Below are 13,116 nucleotides of genomic sequence, written 5' to 3' on the forward strand. Positions count from 1 at the left end.
ATTCAGTCGATGTGGGCCCGAATGCCCCGCCGGCTTCAGGACTCGACGTCCTCGAGACTGAAAATCTCGGTCTGGTCGTTGTACGAGAAGATCTCGCCGTAACGCCCCCAGTCGATCACCGCGTCGAGCGTTTCCTCGGCGGCACCGTCCGACAGGGAATCCTCCAGCTCCTGCTCGAAGCGCACACGCGGCGCGCGATGGCCCGGGCGCTCGTTCAGCACCTTCTTGATCCGCGCGGCCAGCGGCACGTGCTTCAGCAGGTGATCCGCGAACATCAGCTTGCGCTCCTGCGTGCCGAATTCGGCGAACACGCGCCCCGGCGGCGTCAGGAACACGTCCCCTTCCCGCACGTCCGCGAAGCCGAGGTATTGCAGCACTTCGGCGATCGGGAACAGGTCGTCGACCTCGAGGTGTAGCGTGCGCGCGATTTCCGGCATGTCCGCACGGCCGTGGTACGGCGCCATCGCGAGCGTTTCGATCAGGCCGGCCATCAGGTTGGTCGACACCTGCGGCAGCCAGCTGCCGAGCTCCAGCCCCTTCTTCGTCGCCTCGCCGGTCTGGCGAGCCGTCATCTTCGCGTAGATGTCGTCGACCAGCTTGCGGAACGCCGGGTCGAGCCGGTTGCGCGGATGCTTGAACGGCACCTTGATTTCGGCGATCACGCGGCCCGGGTTCGACGACAGCACGAGGATCCGGTCGCACATGAACACGGCTTCCTCGATGTTGTGCGTGACGATCAGCACCGACTTGATCGGCATGCGGCCCTGCGTCCACAGGTCGAGCAGGTCGGTACGCAGCGTCTCGGCGGTCAGCACGTCGAGCGCGGAAAACGGCTCGTCCATCAGCAGGATCGTCGGATCGACGACGAGCGCACGCGCAAAGCCCACGCGCTGGCGCATGCCGCCCGACAGCTCGCGCGGGTACGCGTTTTCGAAACCGTCGAGACCGATCAGGTCGATCGCGGCGAGCGCACGCTCGCGCCGCTCGCGTGCGCCGACGCCGAGCGCCTCGAGGCCGGCTTCCACGTTCTGCAGCACGGTGAGCCACGGGAACAGCGCGAAGGTCTGGAACACCATCGCGACGCCTTCGGCCGGGCCGCTCAGCGGCTTGCCGAGGTAGGTCACTTCGCCGCCGGTCGGCTCGATCAGGCCGGCAATGATGCGCAGCAGCGTCGACTTGCCCGAGCCGGAACGGCCGAGCAGCCCGACGATCTCGCCTTCGCGCAGCGACAGGTTCGCATCGTCGAGCACGAGCAGCTCGCCCTGCGTCTTGTTGAAGCCGCGACAGACGTGATCGACGCGCAGGATTTCCTCACCGAGGCGCGGCGGCTGGTTCGTCTGGACGGGGGCGTTTACAGCATTCGGATTTTGCATCGCGTTTCGCTCTCAATCGGTCTCAGTCGAGCCGCAGCTTCGCTTCGGCGAAGGCATACAGCGGACGCCACAGCAGGCGGTTGAACAGGGTGACGAACAGGGACATCACGGCGATGCCCAGGATGATCTTCGGAAAATCGCCGGCGGCGGTGGTCTGCGCGATATAGGCACCGAGGCCATGCGCCTCGATCTTGGTATTGCCCCACTGCACGGCTTCCGACACGATGCTCGCGTTCCACGCGCCGCCCGATGCGGTGATCGCACCGGTCACGTAGTACGGGAAGATGCCGGGCAGGATCGCCTGCCGCCACCACTGCCAGCCACGGATGCGGAAGTTCGTCGCCGCTTCGCGATAGTCGTTCGGGTAGGACGTCGCACCGGCGATCACGTTGAACAGGATATACCACTGCGTGCCGAGCACGATCAGCGGCGACAGCCAGATATCGGGGTTCAGGTGGAAGCGCGCGATCACGATCACGAACGCCGGGAACAGCAGGTTGGCCGGGAACGCGGCGAGGAACTGCGCGAGCGGCTGCAGTTTCTCGGCGAGCCGGGGGCGCAGCCCGATCCACACGCCGATCGGCACCCAGATCACCGACGCAATCGCGATCAGCACGACCACGCGCAGCAGCGTGATGAGCCCGAGCACGACCACATGGCCGACCTCGGGCATCGTCACGCCGGTCGACACGAAGCTGATGACGCGCCACACGATATAGGCCGTGCCGATCAGCACGAGAATGGCCCACGCGATGTCGACCGTGCGCGACGCCTTCTTCTCGACTTTCGGCAGCGTGAAGCGCATCGCGCCGGACAGCGGCAGGCGCAGCGGAATCCGCGCGGCCTTGGCAAAGAACCAGCCGGCCGGCACGAGCAGTTGATGGATCAGGCGGGTACGGCGGACGAGGTCGAGCAGCCAGGATTGCGGTGCATCGCCCGACGCGGTGTTCTCCATCCGGAACTTGTCGGCCCACGCGATGAGCGGGCGGAACAGGAGCTGGTCGTATGCGAGGATCACGACCGTCATCGTGAGGATCACCCAGCCGATCGCGCCGAGGTTCTTGTCCGAGATCGCCTGCGCGAGATACGCACCGATCCCCGGCAGCGTGATGGTCTGGTTGCCGACGGTGATCGCTTCCGACGCGACGACGAAGAACCAGCCGCCCGACATCGACATCATCATGTTCCAGATCAGCCCCGGCATCGAGAACGGCACCTCGAGCTTCCAGAAGCGCTGCCAGGACGTCAGGTGGAAGCTCCGCGACACTTCGTCGAGATCGCGCGGCACCGTGCGCAGCGACTGGTAGAAGCTGAACGTCATGTTCCACGCCTGGCTCGTGAAGATCGCGAAGATCGCCGCGAGCTCGGCGCCGAGCACGCGGCTCGGGAACAGCGCGAGGAAGAACGTGACCGTAAACGAGATGAAGCCGAGCACCGGCACCGACTGCAGGATGTCGAGGATCGGGATCAGCACCATGCCGGCACGCCGGCTTTTGGCGGCAAGCGTGCCGTAGACGAGCGTGAACGCAAGCGACGCGACCATCGCGGCGAGCATCCGCAGCGTGGTGCGCAACGCGTATTCGGGCAGGTTCGACGGGTCGAGCGAGATCTTCTGCGTCTGCAGGACACCGATCGGCGCCATCGTTTCGTGGAAGCCGACGATTGCCATCGCAAGCAGGCAGATGATCAGCGGAAACGCGATGAAGTCCCACCGGTTCGGCAGAACGCGCCACGCGGACGCGTTGGCAGTCCGGTTCGGATTGAAGAATCCGACGTCCATCAGGCGCCCTCCCCGGTAAGGCCGAACGAAGCCGGCAGTCGATGTTGATTCATGGCAAAGCGCACGGGTGCGGTAATTCGATTGACTGACGATCGCGCGCGAGCGCGATGCGCCGTGCGTGCATGCGCTGCCGCGCCCCGGACGAGTCGGGCCGCGACGGCACGACACTACACCAACCTGTATTTCAGGTACAACCGTCCGGGAACGGCTCAGGCGGCGCACGGATCGTGCCTGGCGCATGGGCGGATGGCGGGTGCGCGGTACGCGCAGCCCGGCCGCAGTCCTTCGGCGGGCATGCAGGCCCGAATTATGCCGTGATCCGGCCCGGCCGGGAACCCGCCAGCTGCACGCTCGCGCAAACCATGTCGGGCGTCACCAGCCGGATACGACTAAGCGGGTATGATCAGGGCTGGCCCTCCGGGCCTGTTGCGGCCGTTCTGATGGCGACGCATGCGCGTTCCCGATGTCAACAGGCCCTGAGGATCGATCGACGAGCGGGAGGAAAGGGAATGGCAGGAAACTTGGTGATCGTCTGCCGCGATCAGGATGCCGACGCGTTCTACGAATTGATGCAGGAGTATGGGTCGTTCCAGACACGGCTGTCGTCGACGGCGTGGTACCTGAACATGAACGTCGTGCCTGAATCGCTGCAGGAAGAAATCCTGGAGCGCCTCGGCCGGTATACGACCGTCTACATCTTCGAGGCCACCAGCGTGACCTACAACACCATCGACAGCAACGCGGCCGAGACGCTCGGCACGCTGTTCGGCGAATGATGCCGCGCGGCGCCAGCCCGGCCGGGTTGGCGCCGCAGCCGCTTATGCGGCCTGTGCGTGAGGTTCGTCCTTCGGCACGACCTCGAACGGGAACGTCATCGCGACGCGCAGGCCGCCTTCGGGGCGGTTGCCGATGTCGCACGCCCCGCCCAGCCTGAGTACGAGCCGCTCGACGATCGCCAGCCCGAGCCCGCTGTGGCCGTTCCCGCCGCGCGCGGGGTCGAGCCGCACGAACGGCCGCGTAGCCGCCGCGAGGTCGCGTGGTGCGATCCCGCCACCGCTGTCGCTGACCGACAACACGTAGCCGGTCGGCGTGCGTGCCGTCTCGACGAACACGGGCGGCGCACCGTACGCATGCGCGTTGTCCAGCAGGTTCGACAGGATCCGGTCGAGCGTCGCCGTCGGCAGGCGGAAGCCCGGATCGGCGTCGAGCCGGGTCTGGACCGTCGGCGCGTTCGGCGCGACCGCGCGATAGCTGCGTGCAATCCGCTCGCACGCCTGATCGACCGGCACCGGTTCGCTGCGATCGGAGCCGCCGTGTGCAAACACCAGAAATTGATCGACGATGTGCGACATCGAATCGACGTCGCGCACGACGCCGTCGCGCAACCGGACGTCGTCCATCATTTCCGCCCGCAGCCGCATCCGCGCAAGCGGCGTGCGCAGGTCGTGCGCCACGCCCGCCAGCATCACCGCACGGTCGCTCTCGGCCTGCGACACCTGTTCCACCATCTGGTTGAAGCCGTGCGTGAGCTGGCGCAGCTCGCGCGGGCCGCGCTCGCGCAGCGGCGGCACCGGCTGGCCGCGGCCGAAGCGCGCGACCGCACGCGCCAGCGAACGCAACGGCTGCTGCAACTGCCAGGCGGCGAACAGCGCGGCGATCACGCCGGCCGAGAAGATCGTGCCGAGCCACAGCAGCATCCGGTCGAGCGAGCGCGGCGGCCGCAGCGGCTGCACCGGCACCACGATCCAGTTGCGGTCGGTCGGCTCCTTCACCCACAGCACCGGCGGATGGCCGGGCGCGCCGATCTCGACGCGCGTGCCGGGCGGCATCCGCTCGCTCACGTCGTCGCGGAACCGCTTGAGCGGCGCCGGCAGGCTCGACGGGTCGCCATTCGGCACGTCGGCGCTGCCCGGCGTCACGAGCCGCACACGCGACGGCAACGGCTGGTCAGGCGTGCGCTCGACGTGCTGGCGCACGGCGTCGACCAGGAACGCGGCCTCTTCGACCGCGTAGCGCGTCTGCATCTGGCTGCGCTCGAGCCGCATCGCGAAAAACCACGCGAAGTGCGACAGGAGCAGGACACCGACGACGAGCAGCGCCAGCCGCCCGAACAGTGAATCAATGGGTTTGCGCATGGGCCTCGCCGTCGGGCACGAACACATAGCCGCGCCCGCGAACCGTCTGGATGAAGCGCGGCGTCGACGGATCCGTTTCGAGGATGCGGCGCAGGCGCCACACCTGCACGTCGATGCCGCGGTCGGTACCGTCGTACTCGGGCCCGTGCAGCAGCTCGAGCAGCCGCTCGCGCGTGAGCGTGCGCAGCGCATGGTTTACGAAGATCTTCAGCAGCGCGAATTCGCTGCTCGACAGCGTGGCCGGCTTGCCGTCGACCGACAGCGTACGCGCCTGGAAGTCGAGCACGAAGCGGCCGAACCCGAACGGCTCGCGCTGTTCGGGCGCCGCCGCCGACGGCGTCGCGCGGCGGCGGCGCAGCACGGCCTGCACGCGTGCGAGCAGCTCGCGCGGGTTGAACGGCTTGCCGAGGTAGTCGTCCGCGCCGAGCTCGAGCCCGACGATGCGGTCGACGTCGTCCGCACGCGCGGTCAGCATGATCACGGGGATGTCGTCGCCGGCCGCGCGAAGCTGGCGCAGCGCGGTCAGGCCGTCGACGCCCGGCATCATCAGGTCCAGCACGATCAGATCGGGCCGCTCGCGCTCGAGGCGCTTCTCGAGCGTCGCCGCGTCGTGCAGCACGGACACTTCCATCCCCTGGCGCACGAGATAGTCGCGCAGCAGGTCTCGGAGTTCTTGGTCGTCGTCGACGATGAGGATCTGGGTAGTCATGGCTCGAAGTTTACCGCGCGAGGGCGGAGTCAAAGAACGAAACAAAGGGACGAAAGGGTTACTGCGGGTTACGGCGCAAGGGAACTGTAATGCGCGGTAACCCGGCCACCTCCCCACGTAACACCGGCGGCGGCCTGCCTCGCTAACCTGCGTCTTACCGGATGCGGTACACGGCCTTCCCGGCACCGCATCGCCGGACCCTTTGGATACAAGGAGTTTCTGAAATGTATAAGAAGACTTCCCGCGTGGCCATCGCGGCCGCCACTGTGCTCGCTCTCGCATTCGGCACCGCGCACGCCGCGCAGCCCAACGACATGCCGCCTCCTGGCGGCCCCGGCGCCCACCAGATGCACGGCGGGCACGACGGCGGCCCGTTCGGCGTGATCATGAAACTGCACGACCAGTTGAAGCTCAACGCGTCGCAGGAACAGCAATGGCAGACGGCCATCAACACGATGAAGCAGAACCGTGAGGCGATGCGCAAGAGCCACGAGCAGATGCGCGAGCAGTTCAAGGCGCAGCAGAACCAGCCGATCCTCGACCTGAGCGCGATGCACGCCGCGCGCCAGCAGGCCGAGCAGCAGAACGCGCAACTGCGCGAGCAGACGTCCGCCGCGTGGCTCACGTTCTATAACGGGCTGAACGACCAGCAGAAGACCACGGTCAGCACGGCGCTCAAGCAGCAGTTCGCGAAGATGGAACAGCGCCACGAGAAGATGAAGGAGCGCTGGCAGCAGCATCGCGCGGCCAAGGCCGCGTCGGCACCGGCGCAGTAAGCCGGCGGGCCGCTCCCCGGAGCGGCATCGAAGGGGACGCGGGCACCGGCCCGCGTCCCCTTTTGCGTTTCAGGCGACGTCGAACAGCAGCACCTCGGCCGCACGGCCGCGTGCGAACGCCACCGCGTCTACGCCGCCGATCCGCGCGCCGTCACCCGCGGCCAGCGCGCGGCCGTTCACCTCGACGTCGCCGCGCACCACGTGCACGTAGGCGCGGCGCCCGGCCGGCACATCGAATGCCGCCGCCTCGTCGCCGTCGATCAGCCCCGCGAAGATGCGTGCGTCCGCACCGAGCGGCAGCGCGCCACCGCCGCCGTCCGGCGCCGCGACGAGCCGCAGCCGCCCGCGCTTCTCGTCGTCGGCAAAGCGCGTCTGCACGTAGCCGGGCCGGCCGCCCGACCCGGCCGGCGCGAGCCAGATCCGCAGCAGGCGCAACGGCTGGTCACACGACGCATTGGTTTCGCTCAGCATGACGCCGGTGCCGGCGCTCACGCGCTGCACGCCGCCCGCACGCACGATTGCCCCGTTGCCGAGGCTGTCGCGATGCGCGAGCGCGCCGCCGAGCACGCAGGTGACGATTTCCGCATCCCGGTACGGCCGCATCCCGTAGCCGCGGGTCGGCGCGATGCATTCCTCGTTCAGTTCGCGCAACGCGCCGAAGCCCGGCGCCCCGCTCCGGCCGGACGCACAAGGAAAGCTGTGAAGGAATTCGTGCCAGCCATGGCTGCGCTGGTCGCGATCGGCGGCACGGCGGATCTGGAACATGGAACGGGCACTCCGTGAGATGCGTTGTTCTGGCATGCCGTCACTGTATGAGTGTGCCAATCGCGCCACAATCCACCGCCTGCGCACCGCATCGTTGCACCTGCGGATGCAATCAACGCAATGCGCATTGCGAATACGACGATTAGCGCAACAGCCGGATCAATGCGTCGAAGAATCGATCGATCGCACCGGATTGCCGTTTTCCGGATATCGCGTTCGGGTAAAATACCGGCCTTTTGGCGTTCGCCCTTCCGGCGGCGCCATCGCCAGAGCGCCGATCGGCGAATTTTGGCCGTCTAGAATACGCCGCGACGCCCGGTCCGACCGGCCGCGAGCGCTCCCGGAAAGTCAGCAACAGAAGGATGGAAATGAAGAAGGCCGCCCTGTGCGCCGCCCTCGCCCTCGTGGCGGGCAGCGCCTTCGCGAAGGAGTGGAAGACCGTGCGGATCGGCGTCGATGCCAGCTACCCGCCGTTCGAGTCGACCGCGCCGAGCGGCGAGATCGTCGGTTTCGACGTCGATCTCACCAAGGAAATCTGCAAGCGAATCAACGTGAAATGCGTGTGGGTGGCGCAGGATCTCGACGGGGTCATCCCGGCGCTGAAGGCGAAGAAGTACGACGTCATCGTGTCGTCGCTGACGGTCACGGACAAGCGCCGCGAGCAGATCGACTTCTCCGACAAGGTGTACGACGCGCCGGCGCGCATGATCGCGAAGGCCGGCTCGCCGCTGCTGCCGACGATCGCATCGCTGAAGGGCAAGCGCGTCGGCGTCGAGCAGGGCTCGACACAGGAAACCTACGCGAAGGCGTACTGGGAACCGCAGGGCGTGACCATCATTCCTTACCAGAACCAGGACCAGGTCTATGCCGATCTCGGCTCGGGCCGCCTCGACGCGACGCTGCAGGACGAGCTGCAGGCCGACTACGGCTTCCTGCGCACGCCGCGCGGCAAGGGCTTCGCGTTCGCCGGGCCGGAAGTGAAGGATCCGAAGACGATCGGCGACGGCACCGCGATCGGCCTGCGCAAGGAAGATACGGACCTGAAGCTCAAGATCAACAAGGCGCTGGCCGACATGCACAAGGACGGCACGTACGACCGGCTGTCGCACAAGTATTTCGCGTTCAGCGTCTATTCGGCTTCGGCCCGCTGAGCGCCGAAAAGAAGAGACGACGGATGCGGGGGCGACCCCGTGTCCGGGCAGTACAGGCAGTCGACCACGCGCCGCCCGCCCCCTTGCCCGCCGCTCGCGCGACGGGCTGGCCCGGCACCGATGCCGGGGCGGACGGTCATGATACGCACGGGGCGTTCCGCGCAGCTTGGCGGGCGCGTCTTTCGCGGCGCACCGCGTGCGCCCTAAGGGACCACACCAGGGACCACATATGTTTCTACAAGGTTACGGCCCGCTGATCCTCGCTGGCACCTGGCAAACCGTCAAACTGGCGGTGCTTTCGCTTGCGCTGTCGTTCCTGCTGGGGCTGCTCGGCGCGGGCGCGAAGCTGTCGCGCAACCGCTTCACGAGCGGCGTCGGCACCGTCTACACCACGCTGATCCGCGGCGTACCCGACCTCGTGCTGATGCTGCTGCTGTTCTACAGCCTGCAGATCTGGCTGAACATGGCGACCGACGCGCTCGGCTGGGACCAGATCGACATCGACCCGTTCCTCGCGGGCGTGCTCGTGCTCGGCTTCATCTACGGCGCGTACTTCACCGAGACGTTCCGCGGCGCGTTCCTGTCGGTGCCGCGCGGCCAGCTCGAGGCCGGCAGCGCGTACGGGATGACGAACTGGCAGGTGTTCACGCGGATCATGTTCCCGCAGATGATGCGCTTCGCGCTGCCGGGCATCGGCAACAACTGGCAGGTGCTCGTGAAGTCGACCGCGCTCGTGTCGATCATCGGCCTGGCCGACGTCGTGAAGGCATCGCAGGACGCCGGCAAGGGCACGCTGCGGTTCTTCTTCTTCACGCTGATCGCGGGCGCCGTCTACCTCGCGATCACGACGATCTCGAACTTCGTGCTGATGTGGCTCGAAAAGCGCTACTCGACCGGCGTCCGCAAGGCTGACCTATGATCGACCTCATCCAAGAATACTGGCGCAACTACCTCTACACCGACGGCTACCGCATCACCGGCGTCGCGATCACGCTGTGGCTGCTGGTCGTGTCGATCGGCCTCGGCTTCTGCCTGTCGGTGCCGCTCGCGGTCGCGCGGGTGTCGAAGAAGAAGTGGCTGTCGAGCGCCGTGTGGCTCTACACGTACGTGTTCCGCGGCACGCCGCTCTACGTGCAGCTGCTGCTCTGCTACACGGGCCTCTACAGCCTGCAGGCCGTGCGCGGCACGCCGATGCTCGACGCGTTCTTCCGCGACGGGATGCACTGCACGCTGCTCGCGTTCACGCTGAACACCTGCGCGTACACCACCGAGATCTTCGCGGGCGCGATCAAGGCGACGTCGTACGGCGAAATCGAAGCCGCGCGCGCGTACGGGATGACGCCGTTCACGATGTATCGCCGCGTGATCCTGCCGTCGGCGCTGCGCCGCGCGCTGCCGCTGTACAGCAACGAAGTGATCCTGATGCTGCACGCGACCACCGTCGCCTTCACCGCGACCGTGCCGGACATCCTGAAGATCGCCCGCGACGTGAACTCGGCGACCTACATGTCGTTCCATGCGTTCGGCATCGCCGCCCTGCTCTACCTCGTGATCTCGTTCACGCTCGTGTGGCTGTTCCGCCAGGCCGAGCGTCGCTGGCTCGCGTATCTGCGCCCGCAAGGCAAGTAAGTTTTCGCAGGACTATTGATGAATTCCCAGACTCAGAAGCTTTTCGTCGACGATCTGCACAAGCGGTACGGCGACAACGAGGTGCTCAAGGGCGTGTCGCTGAAGGCGAACTCGGGCGACGTGATCAGCGTGATCGGCTCGTCCGGCTCCGGCAAGAGCACGATGCTCCGCTGCATCAACTTCCTCGAGCAGCCGAATGCGGGCCGCATCGTCGTCGACGGCGAGGAAGTGCGCACGACGCCCGACAAGTCGGGCGCGCTGCGCGCGGCCGATACGAAGCAGCTGCAGCGCGTGCGTACCAAGCTGTCGATGGTGTTCCAGCACTTCAATCTCTGGTCGCACATAAACGTGATCGAGAACGTGATGGAAGCGCCCGTGAACGTGCTCGGCATCCCGAAGAAGGAAGCCGAGGAGCGCGCGCGCGCGTATCTCGAGAAAGTCGGCCTCGCGCCGCGCGTCGAGAAGCAGTATCCGTCGCACCTGTCGGGCGGCCAGCAGCAGCGTGTCGCGATTGCGCGCGCGCTGGCGATGCATCCGGACGTGATGCTGTTCGACGAGCCGACGTCGGCACTCGACCCGGAGCTGGTAGGCGAAGTGCTGAAGGTGATGCAGAAGCTCGCCGAGGAAGGCCGCACGATGATCGTCGTCACGCACGAGATGGGCTTTGCGCGCAACGTGTCGAACCACGTGATGTTCCTGCACCAGGGCCGCGTCGAGGAAGAAGGCGTGCCGTCCGAGGTGTTTGCCCACCCGAAGAGCGAACGCCTGCGCGGGTTCCTGTCCGGCAGCCTCAAGTAACGCTCGCCGCACGAGCGGGCGCCCGCGGTTCGCCGCGCGGCGCCCGTTTTGCGTTTACGTGGCGTTCATGCGGCGCTCACCGGCGCGCTGTCGGCAAACGCGCGCAGCTCGTCGCCCGCGAGCCGGTAACGCACCCATTCGCTCTGCGGCGCCGCGCCGACGCTTTCGTAGAAGCGGATCGCCGGCTCGTTCCAGTCGAGCACGCTCCACTCGAAACGCCCGCAGCCCGACTCGACCGCGATCCGCGCGAGCGCCTTCAGCAGTCGCAGCCCGGCGCCCGCGCCGCGAAAACGCGGCGACACGTACAGGTCCTCGAGATACAGCCCCTGCCGGGCGAGCCACGTCGAATACGAGAAGAAATACACGGCGAAGCCGGCCGGCTCGCCGTCGACCTCGCAGATCAGCGCGCGCGCCGGCGATCCGTCGCCGAACAGGCTGCGCTCGAGCGACGCGGGCGTCGCGACCACTTCGTGCTCCGCCTTCTCGTAGACGGCCAGTTCGGTAATGAAACGCAGGATCAGCGGCACGTCGGCGACGGTGGCGGAACGAATGTCGATTTGCACGGGATGAGCCCTCCTCCGGCCCGGACTTGAAACGGAAAGCGGCGCCGCGCAGCCGCGCTGGCACCAATCAGACCGTCATGCTACGTTCACGCGATGCCTGCAGGAAGTGCAGTTTCTTCATCCGGACCTGAACATGATGCATCCCGACCTGCGCCGTCTCGACCTGAACCTGTTGCTCGTGTTCGACGCGCTGTACCGCCACCGGTCGGTCGCGGCGGCCGCGCACGAGCTCGCGTTGAGCCCGTCCGCATTGAGCCACGCGCTCGCGCGGCTGCGCGACGCGATCGGCGACGCGCTGTTCGTGCGCCTCGGCAACGAGATGCAGCCGACCGTGCGCGCCGACGACATCGCCACCTGGGCCGGCGATGCGCTCGACGCGATGTCGAAGGGGCTCGCCCGCGCGCGCCGCTTCGATCCCGCGCAAAGCGACCGCACGTTCGTGTTCGCGGCGACCGACTACACGGCATTCGCGGTGCTGCCCGCGTTTCTCGCGCGCATCCAGCATGTCGCGCCGCGGTTGCGGATCCGCGTCGTGCATTCCGACCGGAAGATTTCCGTCGACGAACTCGCGGCCGGCCGCATCGATTTCGCGCTCGGCTACCACGAGGAATCGGCGGCCGACGCGCCGGGCATCGAGGACTTCGACTGGTTCTCCGACGACTACGTCGTGATCGCGAGCGCCGCGCATCCGGACATCCACCGGCGGCTGACGCTCGACCAGTACCTGGCGGCACGCCACGTGGTCGTCACGCCATGGAACGAGTCGCGCGGCGTCGTCGACCATGTGCTCGACCGGCTCGGCCTCGCGCGGCAAGTCGCCGTGCAGTTGCCGACCGTGCTGGCCGCGCCGTTCGTGATCGCGGAATCCGCGCTGCTGATGACCGTGCCGAACCGTGCCGCGCAGGCGCTGCGGCACGCGGCGCCGATCCGCATCTTTCCGGCGCCGTTCGAGATCCCGCGCTACACCGTGAAGGTCTACTCGCACGCGAAGCATGCGCGCACCGACGCGCATCGCTGGATTCGCGCGCAGTTGCTCGAAGCAAGGCCGGAGCCGGCCTGACCGAAGCGCGCCGTTGCATCGCGTTGCGCGTTGTCGGGCCGGTGCTACAGGCTCCGGCCGGCGACGTCCGGTGGCCAACCATTCATTACGAAATACTTACTAATTCTTCATATCTGGCGCTTACGCCCGCGCCCCCCGCAACGTCAATAGTGGCAATCCTTGACCCCTGTTTGCGAAAGTCGTGTCTCCCTTGTGGGACAAGGGTTTTCCGTTAATTGCAAACCCTTGGCGCACCTGTTGCCCACCGTGTTGCATGGCAATTTGACGACAGGTGTTAGTCAAACAACGATTTCCATCGCCACAAAATTGTATTTTTGCTAAATTAGTAACCAAAGTAGCAAAACGAAGTTCGTGAAATGTAGTTTAGCTTCACGACA

General features: G+C 66.7%; 13 protein-coding genes. 7 read left to right on the top strand and 6 right to left on the bottom strand.

Annotated elements, in window-relative coordinates:
* Nucleotides 1–35: 35 nt before the first annotated feature.
* Complete coding sequence (locus ACPTTF_RS13000) at nucleotides 36–1,373, bottom strand: AAA-associated domain-containing protein (RefSeq protein ID WP_166961023.1); 1,338 nt, start codon at nucleotides 1,371–1,373, stop codon at nucleotides 36–38.
* A gap of 22 nt (nucleotides 1,374–1,395) precedes the next feature.
* The gene (locus tag ACPTTF_RS13005; RefSeq protein ID WP_423371386.1) at nucleotides 1,396–3,153 is read right to left on the bottom strand and encodes an ABC transporter permease; all 1,758 of its coding nucleotides are present in this window, start codon (nucleotides 3,151–3,153) and stop codon (nucleotides 1,396–1,398) included.
* Between the two features lie 509 nt (nucleotides 3,154–3,662).
* On the opposite strand from ACPTTF_RS13005, the gene ACPTTF_RS13010 reads away from it, so the two are divergent.
* The gene (locus ACPTTF_RS13010) at nucleotides 3,663–3,929 is read left to right on the top strand and encodes a hypothetical protein (RefSeq protein ID WP_027786765.1); all 267 of its coding nucleotides are present in this window, start codon (nucleotides 3,663–3,665) and stop codon (nucleotides 3,927–3,929) included.
* Nucleotides 3,930–3,971: 42 nt separating this feature from the next.
* Here the strand turns inward: ACPTTF_RS13010 and ACPTTF_RS13015 are convergent, their stop codons facing one another.
* Entirely contained in the window at nucleotides 3,972–5,288 is a 1,317-nt protein-coding gene (locus ACPTTF_RS13015; RefSeq protein WP_423371387.1) for an ATP-binding protein, read from the bottom strand.
* The gene (locus tag ACPTTF_RS13020) at nucleotides 5,272–5,997 is read right to left on the bottom strand and encodes a response regulator (protein WP_021158495.1); all 726 of its coding nucleotides are present in this window, start codon (nucleotides 5,995–5,997) and stop codon (nucleotides 5,272–5,274) included. Before ACPTTF_RS13020 ends, ACPTTF_RS13015 begins: the two co-directional genes overlap by 17 nt.
* 224 nt (nucleotides 5,998–6,221) lie before the next feature.
* Between ACPTTF_RS13020 and ACPTTF_RS13025 the strand changes: the two genes are divergently transcribed.
* Nucleotides 6,222–6,773 (top strand): periplasmic heavy metal sensor, encoded by a 552-nt coding sequence (locus tag ACPTTF_RS13025; RefSeq protein WP_166961029.1) that lies wholly within the window; start codon nucleotides 6,222–6,224, stop codon nucleotides 6,771–6,773.
* 69 nt (nucleotides 6,774–6,842) lie between these two features.
* Here ACPTTF_RS13025 and ACPTTF_RS13030 read toward each other — a convergent pair whose 3' ends face one another.
* Nucleotides 6,843–7,538, bottom strand: coding sequence for a pirin family protein (locus ACPTTF_RS13030; protein WP_423371388.1), 696 nt, complete (start codon nucleotides 7,536–7,538; stop codon nucleotides 6,843–6,845).
* A gap of 368 nt (nucleotides 7,539–7,906) precedes the next feature.
* Here ACPTTF_RS13030 and ACPTTF_RS13035 point away from each other — a divergent pair, with 368 nt between their 5' ends.
* The 4 genes from ACPTTF_RS13035 to ACPTTF_RS13050 all read left to right on the top strand — a co-directional run bounded on the left by ACPTTF_RS13035 (nucleotide 7,907) and on the right by ACPTTF_RS13050 (nucleotide 11,116).
* Nucleotides 7,907–8,689 (top strand): ABC transporter substrate-binding protein, encoded by a 783-nt coding sequence (locus ACPTTF_RS13035; RefSeq protein ID WP_423371389.1) that lies wholly within the window; start codon nucleotides 7,907–7,909, stop codon nucleotides 8,687–8,689.
* Nucleotides 8,690–8,918: 229 nt separating this feature from the next.
* Nucleotides 8,919–9,608: an ABC transporter permease gene (locus ACPTTF_RS13040; protein WP_011352852.1), complete on the top strand. Its 690-nt coding sequence runs from the start codon at nucleotides 8,919–8,921 to the stop codon at nucleotides 9,606–9,608.
* On the top strand, nucleotides 9,605–10,318 hold the full coding sequence (locus ACPTTF_RS13045) for an ABC transporter permease (RefSeq protein ID WP_423371390.1): 714 nt from the start codon (nucleotides 9,605–9,607) through the stop codon (nucleotides 10,316–10,318). The genes ACPTTF_RS13040 and ACPTTF_RS13045 overlap by 4 nt, the downstream gene beginning before the upstream one ends.
* Before the next feature lie 18 nt (nucleotides 10,319–10,336).
* The gene (locus ACPTTF_RS13050; protein WP_423371391.1) at nucleotides 10,337–11,116 is read left to right on the top strand and encodes an ABC transporter ATP-binding protein; all 780 of its coding nucleotides are present in this window, start codon (nucleotides 10,337–10,339) and stop codon (nucleotides 11,114–11,116) included.
* 65 nt (nucleotides 11,117–11,181) lie between these two features.
* On the opposite strand, the gene ACPTTF_RS13055 is transcribed toward ACPTTF_RS13050, so the two are convergent.
* Nucleotides 11,182–11,679, bottom strand: a complete 498-nt coding sequence (locus tag ACPTTF_RS13055; RefSeq protein ID WP_166961041.1) for a GNAT family N-acetyltransferase — start codon at nucleotides 11,677–11,679, stop codon at nucleotides 11,182–11,184.
* Nucleotides 11,680–11,812: 133 nt separating this feature from the next.
* On the opposite strand from ACPTTF_RS13055, the gene ACPTTF_RS13060 reads away from it, so the two are divergent.
* Nucleotides 11,813–12,739 carry a LysR family transcriptional regulator gene (locus tag ACPTTF_RS13060; protein ID WP_166961044.1) on the top strand — a complete coding sequence of 309 codons (927 nt, stop codon included), beginning with the start codon at nucleotides 11,813–11,815 and terminating at the stop codon, nucleotides 12,737–12,739.
* Nucleotides 12,740–13,116 lie beyond the last annotated feature (377 nt).

Origin of the sequence: Burkholderia crassaminum, assembly GCF_964265005.1 — a bacterium.
Taxonomy (GTDB): domain Bacteria; phylum Pseudomonadota; class Gammaproteobacteria; order Burkholderiales; family Burkholderiaceae; genus Burkholderia.

Coding starts and splice junctions, on each gene's coding strand:
- ACPTTF_RS13035 (WP_423371389.1), top strand. CDS start 7,907: ATGAAGAAGGCCGCCCTGTGCGCCGCCCTCGCCCTCGTGGCGGGCAGC.
- ACPTTF_RS13010 (WP_027786765.1), top strand. CDS start 3,663: ATGGCAGGAAACTTGGTGATCGTCTGCCGCGATCAGGATGCCGACGCG.
- ACPTTF_RS13000 (WP_166961023.1), bottom strand. CDS start 1,373: ATGCAAAATCCGAATGCTGTAAACGCCCCCGTCCAGACGAACCAGCCG.
- ACPTTF_RS13030 (WP_423371388.1), bottom strand. CDS start 7,538: ATGTTCCAGATCCGCCGTGCCGCCGATCGCGACCAGCGCAGCCATGGC.
- ACPTTF_RS13045 (WP_423371390.1), top strand. CDS start 9,605: ATGATCGACCTCATCCAAGAATACTGGCGCAACTACCTCTACACCGAC.
- ACPTTF_RS13060 (WP_166961044.1), top strand. CDS start 11,813: ATGATGCATCCCGACCTGCGCCGTCTCGACCTGAACCTGTTGCTCGTG.
- ACPTTF_RS13040 (WP_011352852.1), top strand. CDS start 8,919: ATGTTTCTACAAGGTTACGGCCCGCTGATCCTCGCTGGCACCTGGCAA.
- ACPTTF_RS13005 (WP_423371386.1), bottom strand. CDS start 3,153: ATGGACGTCGGATTCTTCAATCCGAACCGGACTGCCAACGCGTCCGCG.
- ACPTTF_RS13025 (WP_166961029.1), top strand. CDS start 6,222: ATGTATAAGAAGACTTCCCGCGTGGCCATCGCGGCCGCCACTGTGCTC.
- ACPTTF_RS13015 (WP_423371387.1), bottom strand. CDS start 5,288: ATGCGCAAACCCATTGATTCACTGTTCGGGCGGCTGGCGCTGCTCGTC.
- ACPTTF_RS13020 (WP_021158495.1), bottom strand. CDS start 5,997: ATGACTACCCAGATCCTCATCGTCGACGACGACCAAGAACTCCGAGAC.
- ACPTTF_RS13050 (WP_423371391.1), top strand. CDS start 10,337: ATGAATTCCCAGACTCAGAAGCTTTTCGTCGACGATCTGCACAAGCGG.